At 52.0% G+C, this 20,484-nt stretch carries 18 protein-coding genes; 10 read left to right on the top strand and 8 right to left on the bottom strand.

Annotation, left to right across the window (positions count from 1 at the left end; genetic code table 11):
• Positions 1-48: 48 nt before the first annotated feature.
• Entirely contained in the window at positions 49-1,752 is a 1,704-nt protein-coding gene (locus tag OES20_09365) for a choline dehydrogenase (protein ID MDH3634901.1), read from the bottom strand.
• Between the two features lie 31 nt (positions 1,753-1,783).
• On the opposite strand from OES20_09365, the gene OES20_09360 reads away from it, so the two are divergent.
• Entirely contained in the window at positions 1,784-2,641 is an 858-nt protein-coding gene (locus OES20_09360; protein ID MDH3634900.1) for an ATPase, read from the top strand.
• Positions 2,641-3,705, top strand: coding sequence for a homoserine O-succinyltransferase (locus OES20_09355; GenBank protein MDH3634899.1), 1,065 nt, complete (start codon positions 2,641-2,643; stop codon positions 3,703-3,705). The genes OES20_09360 and OES20_09355 overlap by 1 nt, the downstream gene beginning before the upstream one ends.
• Before the next feature lie 48 nt (positions 3,706-3,753).
• Here OES20_09355 and OES20_09350 read toward each other — a convergent pair whose 3' ends face one another.
• Complete coding sequence (locus OES20_09350) at positions 3,754-4,425, bottom strand: TIGR04211 family SH3 domain-containing protein (GenBank protein ID MDH3634898.1); 672 nt, start codon at positions 4,423-4,425, stop codon at positions 3,754-3,756.
• Between the two features lie 188 nt (positions 4,426-4,613).
• On the opposite strand from OES20_09350, the gene OES20_09345 reads away from it, so the two are divergent.
• Positions 4,614-5,234 (top strand): FecR family protein, encoded by a 621-nt coding sequence (locus OES20_09345; GenBank protein MDH3634897.1) that lies wholly within the window; start codon positions 4,614-4,616, stop codon positions 5,232-5,234.
• Positions 5,235-5,347: 113 nt separating this feature from the next.
• Here the strand turns inward: OES20_09345 and OES20_09340 are convergent, their stop codons facing one another.
• From OES20_09340 to OES20_09325, 4 genes are all read right to left on the bottom strand, one after another.
• On the bottom strand, positions 5,348-6,229 hold the full coding sequence (locus OES20_09340) for a peptidoglycan binding protein CsiV (GenBank protein MDH3634896.1): 882 nt from the start codon (positions 6,227-6,229) through the stop codon (positions 5,348-5,350).
• 1 nt (position 6,230) lies between these two features.
• Complete coding sequence (mfd, locus tag OES20_09335) at positions 6,231-9,689, bottom strand: transcription-repair coupling factor (protein ID MDH3634895.1); 3,459 nt, start codon at positions 9,687-9,689, stop codon at positions 6,231-6,233.
• Positions 9,690-9,706: 17 nt separating this feature from the next.
• Positions 9,707-10,366 carry a rhodanese-like domain-containing protein gene (locus tag OES20_09330; GenBank protein MDH3634894.1) on the bottom strand — a complete coding sequence of 220 codons (660 nt, stop codon included), beginning with the start codon at positions 10,364-10,366 and terminating at the stop codon, positions 9,707-9,709.
• Between the two features lie 85 nt (positions 10,367-10,451).
• Complete coding sequence (locus OES20_09325) at positions 10,452-10,748, bottom strand: hypothetical protein (protein MDH3634893.1); 297 nt, start codon at positions 10,746-10,748, stop codon at positions 10,452-10,454.
• A gap of 119 nt (positions 10,749-10,867) precedes the next feature.
• Between OES20_09325 and OES20_09320 the strand changes: the two genes are divergently transcribed.
• Together OES20_09320 and OES20_09315 are read left to right on the top strand one after the other, a co-directional pair.
• Positions 10,868-12,115: a lipoprotein-releasing ABC transporter permease subunit gene (locus OES20_09320; GenBank protein ID MDH3634892.1), complete on the top strand. Its 1,248-nt coding sequence runs from the start codon at positions 10,868-10,870 to the stop codon at positions 12,113-12,115.
• 12 nt (positions 12,116-12,127) lie between these two features.
• Positions 12,128-12,811 carry an ATP-binding cassette domain-containing protein gene (locus tag OES20_09315; protein MDH3634891.1) on the top strand — a complete coding sequence of 228 codons (684 nt, stop codon included), beginning with the start codon at positions 12,128-12,130 and terminating at the stop codon, positions 12,809-12,811.
• 23 nt (positions 12,812-12,834) lie between these two features.
• On the opposite strand, the gene OES20_09310 is transcribed toward OES20_09315, so the two are convergent.
• Both OES20_09310 and OES20_09305 read right to left on the bottom strand, forming a co-directional pair.
• Complete coding sequence (locus tag OES20_09310; protein ID MDH3634890.1) at positions 12,835-13,446, bottom strand: hypothetical protein; 612 nt, start codon at positions 13,444-13,446, stop codon at positions 12,835-12,837.
• Positions 13,443-13,988 carry a DUF2062 domain-containing protein gene (locus OES20_09305; GenBank protein ID MDH3634889.1) on the bottom strand — a complete coding sequence of 182 codons (546 nt, stop codon included), beginning with the start codon at positions 13,986-13,988 and terminating at the stop codon, positions 13,443-13,445. Before OES20_09305 ends, OES20_09310 begins: the two co-directional genes overlap by 4 nt.
• 78 nt (positions 13,989-14,066) lie before the next feature.
• On the opposite strand from OES20_09305, the gene OES20_09300 reads away from it, so the two are divergent.
• Genes OES20_09300 through OES20_09280 form a run of 5 tightly spaced genes read left to right on the top strand, consistent with a single transcriptional unit; the run spans position 14,067 to position 20,474 of the window.
• On the top strand, positions 14,067-16,355 hold the full coding sequence (locus tag OES20_09300) for a DNA internalization-related competence protein ComEC/Rec2 (protein MDH3634888.1): 2,289 nt from the start codon (positions 14,067-14,069) through the stop codon (positions 16,353-16,355).
• Positions 16,356-16,407: 52 nt separating this feature from the next.
• Positions 16,408-17,025 carry a MotA/TolQ/ExbB proton channel family protein gene (locus OES20_09295; GenBank protein MDH3634887.1) on the top strand — a complete coding sequence of 206 codons (618 nt, stop codon included), beginning with the start codon at positions 16,408-16,410 and terminating at the stop codon, positions 17,023-17,025.
• Between the two features lie 3 nt (positions 17,026-17,028).
• A complete protein-coding gene (locus tag OES20_09290; protein MDH3634886.1) occupies positions 17,029-17,445 on the top strand; it encodes a biopolymer transporter ExbD in 417 nt (138 codons plus the stop codon).
• Between the two features lie 31 nt (positions 17,446-17,476).
• Positions 17,477-20,293, top strand: coding sequence for a lipid A export permease/ATP-binding protein MsbA (gene msbA, locus OES20_09285; GenBank protein MDH3634885.1), 2,817 nt, complete (start codon positions 17,477-17,479; stop codon positions 20,291-20,293).
• Positions 20,286-20,474, top strand: a complete 189-nt coding sequence (locus tag OES20_09280; GenBank protein MDH3634884.1) for a Trm112 family protein — start codon at positions 20,286-20,288, stop codon at positions 20,472-20,474. Before msbA ends, OES20_09280 begins: the two co-directional genes overlap by 8 nt.
• Positions 20,475-20,484: the final 10 nt, after the last annotated feature.

Here is a 20,484-nt window from a genome sequence, read left to right as displayed (position 1 = left end):
TGTCTTATTTCTAATGAAACTGGATTACTTGAAACGGAAATGCTCCTGTCAGGCGAGTATCAGGTCGGCGGCTTTTTCAGCTACCATGATTGTCGGGGCGTTGGTATTGCCGGAGGTAACCGTCGGAAAGACCGAAGTATCGACTACGCGCAATCTATCCACGCCGTAAACCCGGCATTTTGAATCAACCACGGCGGTTTTTGGATCAGGGCCCATCATACAGGTACAGCTGGGGTGATACACCGTGTCGGCGCGCTGACGAATATCGGCGATCAGCTCATCATCGCTTTGCACGGAGGGTCCGGGTTTCATTTCATGGTCGATAATTTCGGCCAAAGCGGGTGCGCTTGCCAGGTGGCGCAGCAGGCGGGCGCCTTCGAGCATTTGCGTTACGTCATCGTCACTCGACAGGTAATTCGGCTGAATCCTGACCGGGGCAAACGGGTCAGGGGAATCAATTTGCAGGTAACCGCGACTGGTCGGGCGCAGTTGTCCGATCGAGTTTAAAAATCCGGGGTAGGGATCCGGTCGCATCAACGGACGTTCGCCCGGTGGTGATGTGGTGTAGGTAATCGCGGCGAAATACAGCTGGATATTGGGCCGGGGGCGTGATGGGTGACTGCGCAGGAATCCACCCGACTGGTTGACGCTTAATGACAACAGCCCGTTCCTGAAAACCAGGTAGCGCAGGCCGGCTAACATTTTTCCCCACCAGGGATAGAGCCGGTTGTTCAGCGTTGGTACTCGAGAGCGATAGTAAATACAGTAGTCCAGGTGATCCTGCAGGTTGCGCCCAACCCCCGGCAAAGCCACCCGTGGCGAAATGCCGAATCGCTTGAGCAAATCGGGATCGCCAATACCCGATAGCTGCAGAATCTGTGGTGAATTGATCGCACCGGCGCTGACGATGACCTCGCAATTTGCTTTCACCTGGCGTGTCTGGTTGTTATGAACGAACTTGACGCCGTTAGCCACTTTGCCGTCGAACAGGATACGCGTGACCTGGGCACGCGTAATAATCTCGCAATTGGCCCGCTTCAGTGCCGGATGCAGGTAGGCCCTGGCCGCTGACATCCGCCGCCCGTCCCTGGTCGTGATCTGGTAGAAACCAACGCCTTCCTGGGATTCACCGTTAAAATCAGGATTCAGGGTGAAACCCTGTTGTTGCGCGGCCTCGAGGAAAACGTTACACAGCGGGTGATACTGTGAACTGACATTGTTGACGTAAAGCGGCCCGCGGTCGCCGCGGTACTGATTAGCGCCGTCCGAGTTGGTTTCGGATTTTATAAAATAGGGCAAAACGTCCTGCCAACCCCATCCGGGATTGCCAAGCGCGAGCCAGTCATCGTAATCCTGTGGGTTGCCGCGAATATAAACCATGGCGTTTATCGAGCTCGAGCCACCGACTACTTTTCCACGCGGCCAGTAGCTGCGTCGGTTATTGATACCGGGCTCAGGTTCGGTGGTGTATTTCCAGTTGACGGATTCGTCGTAGAAGGTCTTGCCGTAGCCGATCGGTGTCTGAATCCAGAAACGCCTGTCACTGCCGCCGGCCTCGAGTACTAGCACTCGATTTTTACCATTCGCGCTGAGACGATTGGCGAGTACACAGCCTGCGGAACCTGCTCCGATAATGACGTAGTCGAACTCGAGTTCCACGTTGCTTACAGGAAAAAATGATTGTGGATTATAGACGGTACAACGCTTGCGTAAAGCATAAATCGGGTTTCGCCAGGGCCCTGCTTGATGCATAATCTGAGCGCAAAACCTGGTGGAGCAAATTTTGAAGTTCAACATCGATGAATTCCGCGCCTGGGAAAATAAAAGGGTAACGCTGGTCGGTATGTCCGGAGTGGGCAAGTCGTATTTATCGGCCAAGCTGCGCGGCCGTAACTGGTTCCATTACTCTGGCGATTACCGTATCGGTACGCGTTATCTCGACGAGCATATTGTCGATATGATCAAGCACCAGGCGATCAGGATCCCGTTCCTCAAGGAGCTCTTGCGCAATGACTGGATTTACATCAAGAACAATATCCGGGTTAACGATCTGGGCCCGGTCCTGAGTTTCGTTGGTAAGCTCGGTAATCCTGAACTGGGAGGGGTAGAACTGGGTGAGTTCATTGAACGACAGGCGATATATCGCCAGGCCGAGGTCGATGCGATGTACGATATCCCCCATTTTGTCGAGAAAGCCCAGGAGATTTACGGTTACCCGCATTTCGTTAATGACGTTGGTGGGAGTCTCTGTGAACTCGACGAGCCCGGTGTTATGGATATCCTGGTGGATAACACCCTGATTCTATATATCCAGGTCACCAATGACGCGCAGGAGAAAGTGCTGATTGAGCGCGCGGTTTCGGATCCCAAGCCGTTGTACTATCGGCCGGAGTTCCTGGAAGAGCATCTGCAGCTCTACTACCAGGAGACCGGGCTCGAGTACGTGGCACAAATTGATCCCGACGAGTTTGCACGCTGGGTTTTCCCGCGCCTGTTTCATTCGCGTCTTCCACGCTACGATGCGATCGCAAAATTGGGGTATACAGTGACATCCGAGGAAGTCGACCAGGTGGAAAACGATACCGACTTTCTGGACATGCTGGAAATGGCCATCGAGAGACAACAAGGGGAAGACGCGTAATGCCACTGGTTGCTCACAACGACTTACCGACCTTTGCCAAGCTCAAGCAGGAAGGAATGCAGGTATTGACGCCGGGTCTCGCCAATCAGCAGGACATCCGTGAATTACATATCGGACTGTTGAACATGATGCCCGATGCGGCGTTGGCGGCTACCGAACGTCAATTTTTACGTTTAATCGGCGAAAGTAATCCGATCGCCCAGTTTTTTGTGCATCCTTTTACGCTTGACGCACTTCCGCGTGATGACTCGGCTCGAGATCATATTGCGAGGTACTACGATAGTTTCGAGCAAATTAAACAGCAGGGTCTGGATGCCCTGATAATAACCGGTGCCAACGTTATCGGGGCGGATTTGTCGGGTGAGGTTTTCTGGGAGGAACTGATCAGAGTGGCCGATTGGGCTCATGAAAATGTGACTTCGACGCTGTGTTCCTGTCTTGCCACGCATGCGGTGCTCGATTTCCGTTATGGGCAGAAGCGTGAAAAGCAGCGCCGAAAAAAATGGGGCGTTTATCGACACCAGGTCGTCAACGTTTCGCATCCACTGGTTGACGACATTAATTCGGAATTCGACGTACCACATTCCCGCTGGAACACTGTTTACCCGCAACAGTTTGAAGCCAGTGGTCTGAAGATCCTGGTTACCGGAGACGATGGATGTGTTCATCTATCAACCAGTCCGGACGGTTTTCGCACCGTGTTTTTCCAGGGTCATCCCGAATACGATACCGTATCCCTGTTGAAGGAATACAAACGTGACGTGAACCTGTATATTCGAGGGGCAATCAGTCATTATCCGCCGATGCCTGACAATTACTTCAGCGATTTTAACGCCGCGATTCTGCGCGAGTACCAAATGCGTGTTGACCAGTGTCTGGCACGGCAATCAGCGATACCGGAATTCCCTGAACATCTGGTGGTGAATAATTTAAAAAACACCTGGCAGGACACCGCAAGCGCGGTCATCGGCACCTGGTTGGGCTTGATCTACCAGGTAACCAATGTCGATCGAAGCAAGCCTTTCATGGACGGCGTAGACGCCAACAATCCACTGGGATTGTAACCTCAATCTTTGACCGGTTCGTGACGAACCCGGAAGCGATGTTACTTGCTAATAAGATCCCCACGAATCCTGTTTCTTCCAGCGAATTCGGGTAACGACGATGCCAATGACGAATGCTATCAGGCTAACCGCTCCGCCGCGCACGAACCAGTCGAGTCGGGTACTGTCATTTAACTCGGCGACCGTGTCAACAAGTTCCGTTTTTTCCTGCCGCAACTGATCGACCACTGTTTGCAGGCGCTTGTTTTGCTCGAGTATGCTCAGGGTTTCCTGTGCCGCGGATCGAACCTCCGATAGCTCGCGCTCCGAAGCGCGCAGGGTTGAAGTCAGGGTGCTATTGTCAGATTTCTCCTGATTCAGCGATTTTTTAAGTTCGCCGATTTCGGATGCCTGTTCATCGAGGCGATCTTTCTGTCTTGCGAAGCGCTCTTCAAGTTCTGCCAATCTTTGCCTGGCGGAAGGAATTTTCATCAGTTGACGTGTCAGTACATAACCGGTCTTGCCATCACTGGTTTCGACCAGAGAGTAATCCGAAGTCAGGTCCTCCTCCAGTATGGTGACAGCTTCACCACTGGGCAGCACGCGGATAATCTTGTTCGAGGTGCTGGTACCAGTGCGCATCATGACTTCGAATTCATCGGTGATATAGCGGGTTTCTGCCGCAAGCAACGGGCTCGTCGTGAAAACATAAACTAGCGCCAACAGGACAATTCGTGTCATAGATCTAGGTACCTCGTGAGCGATGGATTCTGGCAAGTCTGCGCCTGGTTCGTATGGTCGATATCGGCCATTATTGTCAGGCTAGCTGCGAGTTGCAACCGCAATTATATTTTAGTTGGCGCGGAGTTCAATTTGCATTTTGCAACATAGTTACTAAAGTAAGATTTAAGCTATGCCCGGGAGCCTTAATGAAGCAGGATGTCGATGATCCAAGGCGAGAATTTTTAATCAGATCCCTTACCCTGGGTCTTTTTGCCGGCTCCAACCTGGCAAGTCTGTTTCAGCCCGGCCATGCGCTTGGCGACGTCCCTGAAAAGTTACCTGATGGCCGTTCAATATATAAATTGGAGGGCAGGGTAATGGTCGATGGCAGGCTCGCCGATATCGATACCCGCATCGGACCCAACTCGCGCATCAATACCGGCAGCAATAGCAGCATCAAATTCGTCGTCGCCAGTGATGCGTTCATTTTACGCAGCAACAGCCAGCTCGAATTGGGGAGCAGCGAGGCCCCGATCATTGAGGGCATGCGTATTTTCTCAGGCAAGCTCTTATCGGTTTTTGGCAAACGTGAAAAGCCGCATGAGATCACGACATTAACGGCGACAATAGGCATCCGTGGTACCGGGATTTACATCGAATCCGATCACGAAAAGTCCTATTTCTGCACCTGTTACGGACAAACCCGAATCGTCGCAACGCTGATCCCGATGTCAGCATCGACCTGGCCACAAAGCATCACGATGAGCCCTACTACGTGCTCCCGGCAGCTGCCAGCAGTGGCAAACTCATCGTACCGGCACCAGTGATCAACCATACCGACGCAGAATTGACGTTGATCGAGGAACTGGTAGGCAGGACGCCGCCATTCGACTTCCCGGGTGGCGGTTATCAATTAAAGCGTGAACGCAGCTACTAGCGGTTACTCGGCAGTTGTCGATTCCGTTTCCAGCGGCGCTTCTTCGAAATCTTCAGGTACTTCATAGGGTGTAATCAGAACCAGCAATCCAAACTCGGGATTGTCGAGATAGTGCAGGTTTTTACTGCGCATGCGACGATGTTCCCTGAGAATGTGATTGTTCAGGATACGCGTATCAGTAGAGAAGGTAGCCAGTGGTCGCTCCTGGGCAGAACTGTTCAATACCGGATCAATTGACTGGCGCGGGCGTCTCAATACAAGGTCGGTGTAGAGGTGCAGGTAACGTGATAGTGCGACCGTGATCTTGCCCTCGAGTTCATAGAGCCCGTGGCCACGCCTGCTACTCTGCTGTTCCAGCTGCTGCAGCTCCAGCGCCTCCAGAGTCTGCTCATTAAACTCGTTTGTCGTGCCGTCGGCCTTCTGCAGGTTTGTGCCGAGAGCATTTTCCTGCAGGTCGATTGCATCGTCGATCGACATGTATTCGCTGCCGAAAACTCGTCCACCCCTGATCCAGACTGGTAATGCCTGTTCCCGATCGCGCCCCGGTTGACGCCACGCGGTGTGCAATAGTAGCTCGTAGCGCGATGATTTAACCAGCTTCTTGACTGCCTCGGTCAACCGAAACTGCTGGTCCGGAAGTATTACATAGCCCAGCTTGTTTGCTGCTGCGATGCTACGGACTGACGACAGGTCGAGAATTTTCTTGTCTTTGCTGGGAGAACCGACGGGTAATATGAATTCCTGGCTCTTTGGTGCCTTGATATTTTTGAATATTACTAACTCAACGTCGTAGAGAGGCAAGATTTCCGTGTCTGCTGACTGCGCAGGTCCGAAGCCGGGGAGCAGGCCCAGGAGCGCCATTAGGGTGAATAATTGTCGGTTCATACTATTCTGCAGCCAGCCTTGCGACCAGGCCTTCAACCTGATTTAGTCTGGGCTCAAGTTCAACATTTTGACAAACAATACGCAAGGTTTGTTTCCCATCGAAGCGATATTGTTGCGGATCAGATTGTATCAGCTCGATTATCTTCATTGGGTCGATATTTGGTTTACGACTGAATACGATCTTTCCATTCTGTTCACCCACGTCTATTTTGTCGATGCCCAGGGCCAGGGTTTGCAGCTTGATCTGGGTGACTCTGAACAATTGTTTGAGCGGTTCCGGAAACAGACCGAAACGATCAATAAGTTCCATCTGGATCTCCTTGAGGTCATCGTCATTTTTCGCGGAAGCGATGCGCTTGTATTCGATCAGGCGTCTGTGAATGTCCGGGATATAGGTCTCCGGAATCAATGCAGGAACATGAAAATCAACCTCTGAAGCACGCATGATCGGTTGGTCGAAGTCGATGGGTAAATCTGATTTTAGCGAGGTCACCGCACGTTCCAGAAGCTCTGAGTACAAGGTAAAGCCGATTTCAGTAATTTGCCCACTTTGTTCCTCACCCAGAATTTCACCCGCCCCGCGAATCTCCAGATCATGGGTAGCCAGGGTAAAACCGACGCCGAGGTCTTCCAGTGATTCGATTGCCAGCAAACGTTTACGCGCATCTGCAGTCATCGCAGGTTCCGGCGGTACGATCAGGTAGGCATAGGCCCGGTGGTGGGAACGTCCTACCCGACCTCGAATCTGGTGTAGCTGGGCGAGTCCCAGTTTATCGGCACGGTTGATGAAGATCGTGTTGGCGGTGGGTACATCGATTCCGCTTTCAATGATCGTAGTGCAAACCAGCAAATTGCATCGATGGTGATAAAAATCCAGCATGACCGTTTCGAGTTCTTTTTCTTTCATGCGTCCGTGCACGATGCCGATGCGTGCCTCTGGCAGGAGCTGTTGAAGTTCATGCGCGGTCTTCTCGATGGATTTAATCTCGTTGTGCAAGAAGTAGATTTGCCCGCCGCGCTTGAGCTCACGTTGACAGCCTTCGAGAATCGTGTCCGGATTCCAGCGCGATACGAAGGTCTTGATTGCATGACGTTGCATCGGGGGTGTCGCAATAATTGACAGGTCGCGCATTCCGGATAATGACATGTTCAGGGTTCGCGGTATCGGGGTCGCCGTCATTGTCAGTAAATCGACGCTGGCTCGCAGCGCTTTCAATTTTTCCTTATGACGAACGCCGAAGCGATGTTCTTCGTCGATAATAACCAGGCCCAGGTTCTGATACTTGATGGTATCTGACAGGAGTTTGTGGGTGCCGATTACAATATCGATTTTACCGGCCTGAATTTGCAGCAGCGTATCTACCAGACTTTTTTGTGCAGTAAAACGCGTCAGGCAGGCAATGCGGATTGGCCAGTTGGCAAATCGATCACGAAAATTATGAAAGTGCTGCTGCGCCAGCAGTGTGGTTGGTACCAGTACCGCTACCTGTGAACCGGAAATGGCGGCGACAAATGCCGCACGCATACAAACCTCGGTTTTACCGAAGCCAACATCGCCGCAGACGATACGATCCATGGGCTGCGGTGATTGCATATCCCCGATGACCGATTCAATCGATGTTTCCTGGTCAGGCGTTTCCTCGAATGGAAACTCGCTGGCGAACTGTTGATATTCGTCGAGCGTAATCTGGTGGGCAAATCCCCGCATCGCTTCCCGCCTGGCCTGGATATCAAGCAACTCGACGGCTATATCGTGTATTTTCTGCTGCGCTTTTTTGCGCGTGCGTTGCCAATGATCGCTACCGAGGCGGTGCAAGGGGGCATTATCGTCACTGGCACCCGCGTATCGATTGATCAAGTGTAGTGAAGAGACCGGTACGTAAAGCTTGTCTTCGTTGGCATACTCGATACAAAGGAATTCGGTTGCGATCCCCGATACGGTGAGTGTTTTCAGGCCCTGGTAGCGTCCGACGCCGTGGTCTTCGTGGACCACCGGTGCACCAAGCTGCAGGTCTTTGAGGCTCTGGATGGTCGATTCAGCATCGCGGGTTTTGCGGTATTTGCGACGCCGGCGCTGCATCGCGCGATCCCCAAAGAGCTGATTCTCGGTGATAACAGCGATACCCTGCCGTTTCAGGGTCATGCCATTTTGCAGGGCCGACGCGATGATGAAACAGCGGTGGTCATCGCGCTGCATAAATTCGGCCCAGCTGTCTACGGGATAGATCTGAATCGAGTAGTGGCGGAGCATTTCATGTAAAAACTCACGTCGTCCAGCAGATTCAGCGCTAAACAGTATTTTTTTAAACTCTGGTTTCGATATGAATGCGCGCAATGCTTTCGCTGGTTCGTCAGTGCCGGATTGCAGGGTTAGCTGCGGAATCGACTGGGAATCGCAATTGACGCTGGATTGATTCAGATGATCCAGTTTGAACGCTGTGAAAAACAGGCATGTAAAATCACGAAATCTCTGTTGCAGTGCATCGCTGTCCAGAAACAGTTCTCCGGGTTCGAGTAATGGTCGTTCGAGGTTATGTCGTCTCGACTCGTAGCGTTCCTCAACCTGCTCTATAAATGATGCTGCGTATGTCATCGCCGCATCGTCGACAAGCAGGCGACTGTTGCCCGGTAGATAATCAAACAGGCTTACGAGGTTCTCGAAAAACAGTGGCAGATAATACTCGACACCGGGCGATGGAATACCCTCGGAGATATCAACATATAGCGGGCAGCTGTTTGGGTCGACGTCAAAGGTTTCGCGAAACCTGAGCCTGAAATGCTTGATGCCAGCTTCATCCAGCGGGTACTCCTGCGCCGGTAACAGTTTGATCTCATTGATTTTTTCGACTGAGCGCTGGGTCTCGGCATCGAAACTGCGAATCGACTCAACCTCATCGTCGAAAAAATCGATGCGAAACGGCAGCGCACTGCCCATGGGATATAAATCAAGGATCGATCCGCGAGCGCTAAACTCGCCATGTTCTTCAACCTGGGATACCGAGCGGTATCCGTAAAGACTGAGTTTCTCGCGTAAAGCGATCGGGTCTATGCGGTCGCCCCGATTCAAAATTAGCGAACGCTGATGAATGAAATCAGGGGGCGCTATCTTCTGCAACAGCGTACTGACCGGGAGGATTAGAACACCCGAGTCAGCGCCGGTGATCGATGCGAGACAACGGATCCGCTCGGAAATAATATCCTGGTGCGGCGAAAATTGATCGTAGGGCAAGGTTTCCAGATCCGGAAAACGATAAATCCTCGGCTGGTTGATACTGAAGAAACGAACTTCCTGTTCCAGCTGCTCGGCATCGGCCATATCACAGCAAACAATAACCGACAGGCCCGCATGCTGCGCGATCTGCTCGCTCAGCAGCAGGCTGCGACTGCTACCGTAGAGCTGGCCAACGCGAATCGGTTGCGCGATTGAAGGCGCTGGAGTATCAAGAAGACGAGAGGGCACTTATGCCTGTAAAAAGACTATTCCTGTATCGGTTTTACGGTGGTCAAGCCAAGAATTTCCCAGTTTTGCATGCCGCCGCGATACCACTTGATCTTGTGGGCGGGGTAACCGAAAGCCAACAGGTTCTTGATGTTATTCGGCGACTGTCCACACCACATCCCGTTGCAAAACATAACCAGGATTCGAGCGTCCCTGAAGTCCCATAAACCTTCGAGGTTCCTGGCGTTAAATTTTCCCTCGAGGATTTCCCCGATTGAAATCGGATCCGCGCCCTTGGCTGGATTGAGGCTGGTCCACGGAATATTGATTGCCCCGGGGATAGTACCCTTGGCAACCCAGGCAGGAGTACGCGAATCGATAACCAGGATACTGTCATCACCCTCGCTACTGCGACTGAGGTATTGCAGCACCTCCAGCTCGGCGATCGTTTCGACGCCGGCTGCGATGTTCGCGGGCTGAATACAAAACGGAGGACATTTACGAGAGGTCTTGGCGAAAGCAGGATTTACCGTGTTTTTCTGGTTCTGGTTACGCATGATCTTTACTTCATTCTCACCGTGTTTGACGGTAATACTTTCGACCTCGCCTGTTATGTTTACCTCGGCCGCATACAGGCCTGAACCCGCAAGGCCGAGACCCAGCGCGCTTAGAACAATCAAAAGTCTTGGAGTATTCATTGTCACTCTCTTTGGTTTAATCAGGTAATTCCGGTTTCCGTCTTTTGTTTGTATTTATTTCGGACCGAATAACTTAACTGCGGTTCTATTTTGGCATAATAATAGTATTCAGGTCGACGGTATGCAAAACGATCTGATATTCGAAATAAACCCTGAAGGATCCGTAAACCCATTCTGTGATCGGGGGTTCGCCAACCGGGCCAAAGCGCTGGTCAGGTTCTCCAAACTCACTCAGTACATCATCCATTTTAATGCCGCGTTTCGGCATCATCTGCTTGCTGGTTACCGGAACGTGTCCCGGAATAGTCAGCCTGTCTCCGGCAGCCGCGGGCTGCAGGATTAAGCCTAAACCCAGGAGTAACAAATATAGTCCTGTGCGCATGTTATCGTCTCCAAATTTAACGTATATAACTATAGCATGCCTTTGATAGGTAACAAGGGTGAAGCATGTCGCAGCTGCAGCGGTGGTGGCAGGCCGTTATTCATGGTTTAATCCGCCGCATGAAAATGCCGCTCGAAGTCTTCGTAGGCTTGCGCTACACGCGAGCCAAACGTCGCAATCACTTCATATCGTTCATCACGATGATTTCCATGCTTGGAATCACGCTCGGTGTCATGGCCCTGATCGTGGTGCTGTCGGTGATGAACGGTTTCGAGAATGAATTGCGCGGGCGTATTCTCGGGATGGTCTCACATGTCACGGTATCGAGTTTCCGGGGTCCCCTACAGGAATGGCATGCCCTGCGCTCGGAGACGCTCGAGCATCCCGAGGTTATTGGCGCCGCTCCCTATACCGAGGCCGAGGCAATGATCTCGAATCTATCCTCGGTCAGCGGCGCGCTGATACGGGGAATTGACCCGGAATTCGAAACCAGCGTATCCGAGATTCACGACAACATGAAATTTGGTGTGCTGGGTGACCTGGTGGCAGGAGAGTACGGGATCATACTCGGTAGCGGGTTGGCAAATACGCTGGACGTGGTCCCGGGTGATCGCGTTACGATGGTCACACCACAGGCGACTTCATCGCCGCTGGGTTTCCTGCCGCGCTTGCGTCGTTTCAAGGTTGTCGGAATATTCGAGATCGGCGTATACGAGTATGACCGCAGTAGCGCGATTATTCATTATCAGGATGCTAGTCGCTTGTTTCGGCTTGACGGAGGCGTCAGCGGGCTGCGCCTGAAGCTTGAAGATCTCGACCTGGCGCCGCAGGTACGACAGGAACTCAAGCAAAGCATCGGACTTGAATACTGGGTCTCGGACTGGACCCTGCGCCACAGCAATTATTTCAAGGCAGTAAGAACCGAGAAAACCGTAATGTTCATTATTCTCTCGCTGATTGTTGCGGTGGCAGCGTTCAACATCGTATCGACCCTGGTAATGGTAGTGACGGACAAGCAGTCAGATATTGCGATCTTGCGTACCCTCGGAATGTCGCCGTTATCGATCATGTGGGTTTTTATGGTGCAGGGAACATTGATTGGATTGATCGGTACCTTGCTTGGTCTCGTCAGCGGGGTCGTGGTCGCCTCGCATATTGATGTCATCGTGCCCGCACTGGAGCAGTTTTTTCATACCCAGTTCTTACCGCGGGGTGTCTACCCGATTACCGATCTGCCCTCTGAAATGAAGCAAAGCGATGTAATAAAAATAGTGTTGCTGTCTTTTGGATTGTCAATTGTTGCAACCCTGTATCCGGCACTCAGAGCATCCAGGACCAGGCCTGCTGAAGCGCTAAGCTATGAATAGAGGAGAACCTTAGTGTCTGCAACTGTGATCGAGGCTAACGCGGTACACAAGGTATTTCGCCAGGGTAAACTTGATGTCGAGGTGCTCAAGGGCGTCGATTTCAATGTTGACGCAGGGGAGAGCCACGCTATCCTCGGCGCATCGGGCGCGGGTAAATCAACACTGATGCACTTGCTGGGAGGTCTCGATCATGTAAGTAGCGGGGAGATCAGTATCCTCGATACCCGCCTGTCGAAATTGTCGGAGGCCAACCTAGGCAAGTTACGCAATCGGCACCTCGGATTTATTTACCAGTTTCATCACCTGCTACCCGAATTCAGCGCCGTCGAAAACATCGCGATGCCATTACTGATACGTCGGATCCCTTTGCCTTCGGCGCTCACAGAGGCGCAGGACTGGCTTATCAAGGTAGGGCTCGAACAGCGCGCCGACCATAAACCAGGCGAGCTGTCGGGCGGTGAACGCCAGCGCGTTGCCCTGGCGCGGGCATTGGTAACCCGACCGGATTGCCTGCTCGCCGATGAACCAACCGGGAATCTTGATCAGCATACAGCCGCCCAGATGCTCGAGTTGATGCTTGTTTTAAACCAGGAAACGAATACCGCGCTGGTGGTGGTAACCCATGACCTCGCAATCGCTGAACGGATGCAGTATCGCTCACATATGCAAGACGGTGTCCTTACACCCGAAACCTGAAAACGCGGTCCATCCCGGACGGGTCAGGGGAGCTGTAGTCTCAGAAAACTGCTGTAAACCAGCATCACGGGTATCTGCAACACCAGGTAGATGGCCTCGGAAACTAGGCGAATACTGCCGGTGACTGCGAACCTGGTATCAAGCGCACGCGAAATATAACGGCTCAATTCACCTGTCACATAATATGCGAGCATCATGTAAACGATGATTTTCAGGATGGTTGCCATCGATGGAAACAGGTGCAGCGATACGATTGAATCCGCATATTGCCAGTGAAATACCAGGGCTATGGTGAGTAAGCTCTGAATCGGCAATGCAAACACCGGATGACTCAATACCGGTATGAATGACAGTAACAATCCCGCAAAAAACAAAATGTTGATCAAATGGTTAAATTGTTGTTGTTGGAAAAGAATAGACCAGAAACCTGTGCGCGCGGCATTGGCGTCGATCGCGGGGTAAATCTGGCTGACAATAATAAACAGAACCATGATGCGAATCACGGGACACAAAATATTCTCGAAGACCCAGGTTGGAGAGCCGATTTCGTGTGCTTTAGTTATAATCCAGAAACATAACCAGGTGCCCAGGATTACGCTGATAGCAGTGACCAGTACTATCCAGGGCAGATTCACGTATTTTTACGCATGCGCCGGCGACGATTATGGAGGCGCCTGGCCCGGATCTGGATGTGTCTCAGGATGTGCAAATGCCACAGGATGCGAACCAGCACGAAAGCTGCCAGCGCGGTGATCGTGCCCACCAGAAAACAACCGAGCAGGAAAGGTTGCCAGATAGCCGCCAGGCGGGTGACCAGCCATTCGAAACTTGGTTCGAAGTTAAACCTTTGCGGCTCCAGTCCCAGCATTTCAGCACCGACAAGGTAACAGAAATAATACATGGGTCCCATCGTGAACGGGTTGCTGATCCAGACCATCGGCACCGTGAGCAGGATATTAGCCCTGATCCAGATTGCCAGCGCGGCCGCGATAACCATTTGAAACGGGATCGGGATAAAGGCACAGAATATACCCAGCGCGACCGCTAACGAGCAAGATCGCCGGTTGATATGCCACAAAGACGGGTCCTGCAATCGTGGGCCAAGTAACTTGATCCAGCGATTTTTGGTGACAACGTCAGGATGCGGCAAAAACTTTCGTAAAAACTTCCTTGCCATGATTATTGTATTATCGGTACTAATTGAATATTCTGCAAAGTGTTGGGCCACACAACAGGGAAACAGGGCAGGGAAAGCATGCCTCAACACGCACTTGCGATCGTGCTTGGTTCGCTCGTCGCTTATTATGGCAACGAACTTCCAGATCAATACTGGTCGGCTTTGGTACCGATCCTGCTGCTGTTTTTCTACTGTTGCCCGGCCTATCGATTCATTCTGTTACTAAGCGCTGCCTATCTCTGGAGTAGCGCCGCGTTTCATCATCATCTTGAACACCGGCTTGATGGCAGCTTCGACAATCGTATTACGCTGATGCGCGGAATCATTGCCGATATTCCCCAGTTGAAACAGGGGCGTATCAGCCTGTCCCTGAACATTATTGAAATCGAGCATTATGCAGGATCACTGCCGCGCCATGCCCGTCTCAACTGGTATCAGGATGAGCGGTTGCCTCTTGCCGGAGAACTCTGGGAATTCGAGGTGAAGCTGCGACAACCGATCGGGACGATCAATCCCGCCGGTTCCGATTTCGAAGCATGGCAATTTGCCAATGGAATCGATGTCTCTGGATATATCCGTAAATCGAGCAAAAACCGCAAGCTCGAGGACGCGGGCTGGTGGAGCGTAAACCGTTGGCGCACTAGCCTTGCTGCTGGCATTGATCATAGGTGCGGCCGATGTGAGCATCGAGGTTTGATCAAGGCACTGGCATTGGGATACCGGGGTGATATACCAGTAACGCAACAGCGCCTGCTCCGGTCCGGTGGTATCGCGCATTTACTCGCCATATCCGGTCTCCATATCGGCACGGTGTCACTATTGTTCTACGGTCTCGGTCGCCAATGCTGGCGCCTGGGTCTTTACCGGTGTGGCCTCAATCGTGCACAGGCGGCCTGGCTAATAGCGATTGTTGCAGCCACGAGTTACGCGGCTCTGGCCGGGTTCAGTCTGCCCACGACGCGCGCATTAATCATGTTCGCGGCGCTCGGGATTGCACTGCTGATCCGCAACCGGATCAATCTGTCGCAATCGATCGCGCTGGCGCTAATGGTGATAATCATCGTTGATCCCCGGAGTATTGGCTCAACTGCCTTTTGGTTGAGTTTTTGTGCATTACTGGTGATCGCTTTTGTCCATTTTCGTTTGCCGGGTAATCTGCGCTGGTGGCAACAGTTACTGGCCCTGCAGTGTTGTTTTTCCGTTTTGTTCGCACCCCTGGGCATCCTTATATTCGGCCAGTTATATCCGGCGGGATTGCTGGCTAATATCGTCGCAATTCCCGTGGTCAGTTTTACGGTATTACCGGTGGTGATGGCCGGTTGTTTGTTCGTAATGTCGGGCCTGCCCGGGGGCGGCATGTTGTTTCATATTGCCGACAGCTTACTTCGATGGTTGTTGGGCTATGTCAATTGGTTGATCGATTCCGGCCTGCAAGCCAACGCGGTTTTCTACCCGTCAGTGTTGATACTGATGGCCTTGATCGCGGTGCTCATCCTGCTAATGCCGCGAAGCACCGGGGTTCGTGGAGTCGCTTTGTTGAGCCTCGTTGCAGGGTTTGCCTGGCATCACCCGAGACTCCAGCATGGTGCTTACGAACTCGTTGTATTTGATGTTGGTATGGGAACCGCGTTATTGTTACGGACCCGTAATCACAGCTTGGTTTACGACCTGGGTCCCGGTAGAACCGGGAGTCGGAATCCGGTCGATTGGGCGCTGATGCCATTTATGTTGCGGCATGGAATTCGAAATCCCGATCTGCTGGTTATCAGCCATGTTGACCAGGATCACAGTGGCGGGATGCATTCCCTGCGTGATGCTTACCATCCCCCGAGTCTTTTATCCGGTACGCCTGAAGAACTTAAGGCCAGATTCAAGTTGCAGCAAAGCGTGCGTTCATGTCATGAATACCCTGACTGGCGCTGGGACGGTGTGGATTTCAGTTTCCTGGTCGCAGGTGACCCGAAGGTTGATTCAGGCAGTAACAATCGTTCCTGCGTCCTCCGGGTAAATGGCGACCATCGTGTCCTGATACCCGGAGATATAGAAACCGTGAAAGAATCCGAGTTGCTGCTAAAGTATGGTGCAGCCCTCGAAGCTGACGTGCTGGTGGCACCTCACCACGGTAGCAATACGTCATCTAGCCAGCCGTTTCTGGACCGGGTGAGGCCTGAACATGTGGTTTTTACGCAGTCAAGAAACAATCGATGGGGATTTCCGGCGAACGAGGTCGTGTCACGCTATGAAGCCATTGGTTCGAGACAGTATCGTAGTGATAAAGACGGGGCGATCAGGCTCCAAAGCAGCGACGGAGATCTCAAGGTTAAAACCATGCGTAACCCCGTGCGGCGCATCTGGCAGCGATGGTAAAAAGTCGCTTGTCACAGTATGATGTGCGGCATTAATTTCTGAGGAATAAAGCGTGTTCGAACTGGTTCAGGCAGGAGGCTGGCTGATGATTCCGATACTGTTGTGCTCGGTAGTTGCCGCGGCCATCATTATCGAGAGGCTATGGACCCTGCGCCAAACAAAAGTGATTCCAGAAAAGCTGCTGACCGGCATCTGGAACCTGCTGAGTAGCGATGCGTTAACCGAAAAGCATATAACTGAAATCGAAAACGGTTCCCCGCTTGGCAGGGTGCTGGCGGCTGGATTGATCAACAGGCACCTGTCGCGTGACCTGATTCGCGAAAGCATCGAAGAAAACGGCCGCCACGTGGTGCACGAAATGGAGAGATTCATGAATACCCTGGGAACGATTTCTACGATAACGCCCTTACTGGGCCTGTTGGGAACGGTCATCGGGATGATTCGTGTTTTCACCGCGATAACCGTTATAGGTGTCGGTGATCCAGGGCAGCTGGCCGGTGGGATATCCGAGGCGCTGATTACCACGGCTGCTGGATTGACCGTTGCAATTCCTAGTCTCATATTTCATCGTCACCTGAAACGTAAAATAGACGGATTGGTGGTGGCAATGGAGCAGGAAGCGATGAAGCTGGTCGATTTTCTGCATGGCGATCGCAAGAAACTGGCCTGATCGATGAACTTCCACAGCGGAAATGCCGAAGAGGACGTCGATATTAATTTGACACCCTTGATCGATGTCGTGTTTTTACTGTTGATATTTTTCATGGTGTCGACGACTTTCGATACCACGTCGCAGTTGAAAATCAATCTGCCCGAAGCAAACCAGGACCAGGTCTCCGCGCCACCACAAAAATTAAACCTGATGATTGATGCCAAAGGAAACTTCTTCCTCAATTCGCGCGAGCTCACCAACAACAAGAGTGCTACCTTGCAGGCTGCCCTGGAGCGCACCATGGCCGGCACCAGGCTGCCAATCGTGATCCAGTCCGATGCCGATTCCCCGGTCCAGTCGCTGGTAACCGCGATGGATGTTGTCAGTCGACTGGGACTTACACAGGTTTCGATCGCTACTACACGTCCGCTCGAGTAATTGATGGCGTGAAATTTCAGAGAGCAACTTAGTGCAACCGATCGAAGCTAATTTAACCGGCGCCAAAGCCTATCGGGCGCTATTATCGCTGGCATTCGAGCATAAGGGGTACTTTCTGCTGGCTGTGATCGGCATGATCATTTTCGCCGCCTCGGACGCTGCTTTCGCTTACCTGATGAAACCGTTAATGGATGACGGCTTTATTGACCGCGATCCGACGATTATAAAGCTGATACCGGTAGCGATAATACTGATATTTATCGTCAGGATGGTGGCAATATTCATGCGCAGCTATTGCATGGATTACATCGGGCGCAATGTCATTAATAGTCTTCGTAAAATGATGTTTGAGAAACTATTAACCCTGACCAGCGACGAGTACGATCAATCCTCGACGGCCGCCATTGTCACGCGCTTTTCTTATGACGTCGAGCAGGTTGCCAAATCGGTTTCAAGCTCGTTGACGGTATTCATCCAGGATAGCCTGCGAATTATTGTGTTGCTTGGTTACATGGTCTGGTTGAACTGGCAGCTGACCGCCATATTCCTGATAGCTGGTCCGATCGTGTTTCTGATCGTGGTTCGAATTTCGGGTCGCTTTCGCAGCATTAGCAAACGCATCCAGCAATCGATGGGTGGCGTTACCCAGGTGGCCCAGGAAGTAGTCGATTCGAACCGCATTGTTAAAATTTTTGGTGGTGACGAATTCGAGCGCAACAAATTCCATAAAGTTAACAAGAACAACCTGAATTTACATTTGAAAATGTCGATAGCGCAATCATTTAGTATGCCGCTCATCCAGTTGGTAGTTGCCGTTGCGTTCGCGGCTATTGTCGCCTTTGCGACTTCAGTTTCGATGCGCAACATTATCAGTCCCGGAGATTTCGTTTCTTTTATTTTTGCGATGACCATGCTGTTGGCACCGATGCGAGTCCTGTCTTCAATCAACGCCAGTATTCAAAAAGGCATCGCCGCGGGCGAGAGCGTGTTCGAATTTACATCGCTTGCGAGCGAACATAACCAGGGTGAACTGGAACTGGACCGTGCCGAGGGTCGTATCCGGTTTGATAATGTCGCGCTTTGCTATCGACGCAGCGATCAGCGCGTGCTTGATGAAATCAGTTTCGAGGTAAAACCCGAACAAACCGTCGCAATCGTGGGTCGTTCAGGCAGCGGAAAGTCCAGCCTGGTTAATCTTATCCCGCGTCTTTATGAATATGACAGTGGCGAGGTATCCCTGGACGGGGAGCGACTCGATCACTACCGCATCTCTGATTTAAGACGTCAGATTGCCTATGTCGGTCAGGACGTCAGGTTATTTAATGACACCATCCGTAACAATATCGCTTACGGTATTAGCAACCAGGTAGACGAAGCCCAGATTATTGAAGCAGCAAAACAGGCCCACGCCTGGGAGTTTATTTCGGAAATGCCGGACCAGCTGGATACCGAGGTTGGCGAGCGTGGGGTGCTGTTATCCGGGGGCCAGCGACAACGCATAGCGATTGCGCGTGCATTGCTGAAGAATGCACCCATTCTGATTCTGGATGAGGCGACCTCGGCACTCGATACTGAATCAGAACGTTATATACAGCACGCGATGGAGCACTTGATGCAAAACCGGACCACGCTGGTTATCGCCCATCGACTATCGACGATCGAGCACGCTGACCATATCGTGGTTATGGATCAGGGGAAAATAGTGGAGCAGGGTACGCATGCCGAATTGCTCGAAGCCGGTGGCGTTTACTCAAAATTGCATTCGATGCAATTTCGAGACACCAAGGATGGCGAGTTGCAACCCAGCACGCGACCGAAAATAATCCGTTCTTCGGTTCTCGACAAGTCCGTGATGCAGCACTGGATCAGTATGTCGACCCAGCGCAGACAGGGTTGGTGGCTTTGGTCGATTAATCCGCTATCCCTGCTATTGATGCCGCTTTCCCTGATCTTTTATCTCTCTGTCAACCTGCGCCGATTAGGGTATCGCCTGCGCCTGTTAAGGTCTACGAAACTGCCTGTTACCACGATTGTTGTCGGTAATATCACGCTCGGTGGAAACGGTAAAACGCCAATCGTGGTCGCGCTTTACCGGTTGTTAAAGGAAAAGGGGTATCAACCCGCGATCATTACCCGGGGTTACAAGAGTGGTAACGAAAAAAGCGTACAAATCTTACAGGACGGCATTACCCGCAGTGCTTACGGTGACGAAGCCAACATGATGTCGGAGGTTTGTCGCTGCCCAATCGGGGTTGGTGCCCGCAGGGTTGAGGCCGCGACGCAGATACTCGAGCGCTTTCCCGATACCGATATCCTACTTTCGGATGATGGTCTCCAGCACTACGCGATGAAGCGCGATATCGAGGTCGCGGTTTGCCGGGATCTGTCGCTGGGTAACGGATTACTGCTGCCGGCAGGGCCGTTGCGTGAACCACGTAGCCGCCTGAAGCGTGTTGACCTCACCATCAGCCGGGATAGTGGCCAGGTTATCGAGTCGCTGGGGGAGGTCTGGAACCTGGTGGAACCCGAGAGGACCCGGCATATCAGCGAATTCATGGGCCGGCAGGTACACGCGTTGGCCGGTATCGGTTTTCCTGAAATATTTTTCGCCAGCCTGGCGCAGATGGGTATCGATGTCATCGAGCACGAGTATCCGGATCATTACGAGTTCAATGTACAGGATTTGAATTTGAAACCTGAACTGCCGATACTGGTCACGCATAAAGATGCGGTAAAATTGAAAGCAATCGCGCGCGAGAATCTGTGGGTAGTTCCACTCCATATCGAGTTTAGCGAGGAATTGAGCAGTCAGATTATGCAATTACTGGAGAGTCGTCATCGTGGATAAACATTTACTGGATATACTGGTCGATCCGGTCACCAAGGGGCCACTGATTTATGATAAAAAACGACAGGAACTGATTTCGCGCGCCTCGCGACTTGCCTATCCAATCCGCGACGGGATTCCGGTGATGTTGCCTGAAGAAGCACGTGAACTCAGTAGTGAAGAGGTCGAGGCGTTACGATAGTGTAATGGCC

It is taken from the genome of Gammaproteobacteria bacterium, assembly GCA_029862005.1.
Classification (GTDB): Bacteria; Pseudomonadota; Gammaproteobacteria.
Note: the sequence above shows the minus strand (reverse complement) of the source record. Positions and strands in the feature narration are given on the sequence as shown.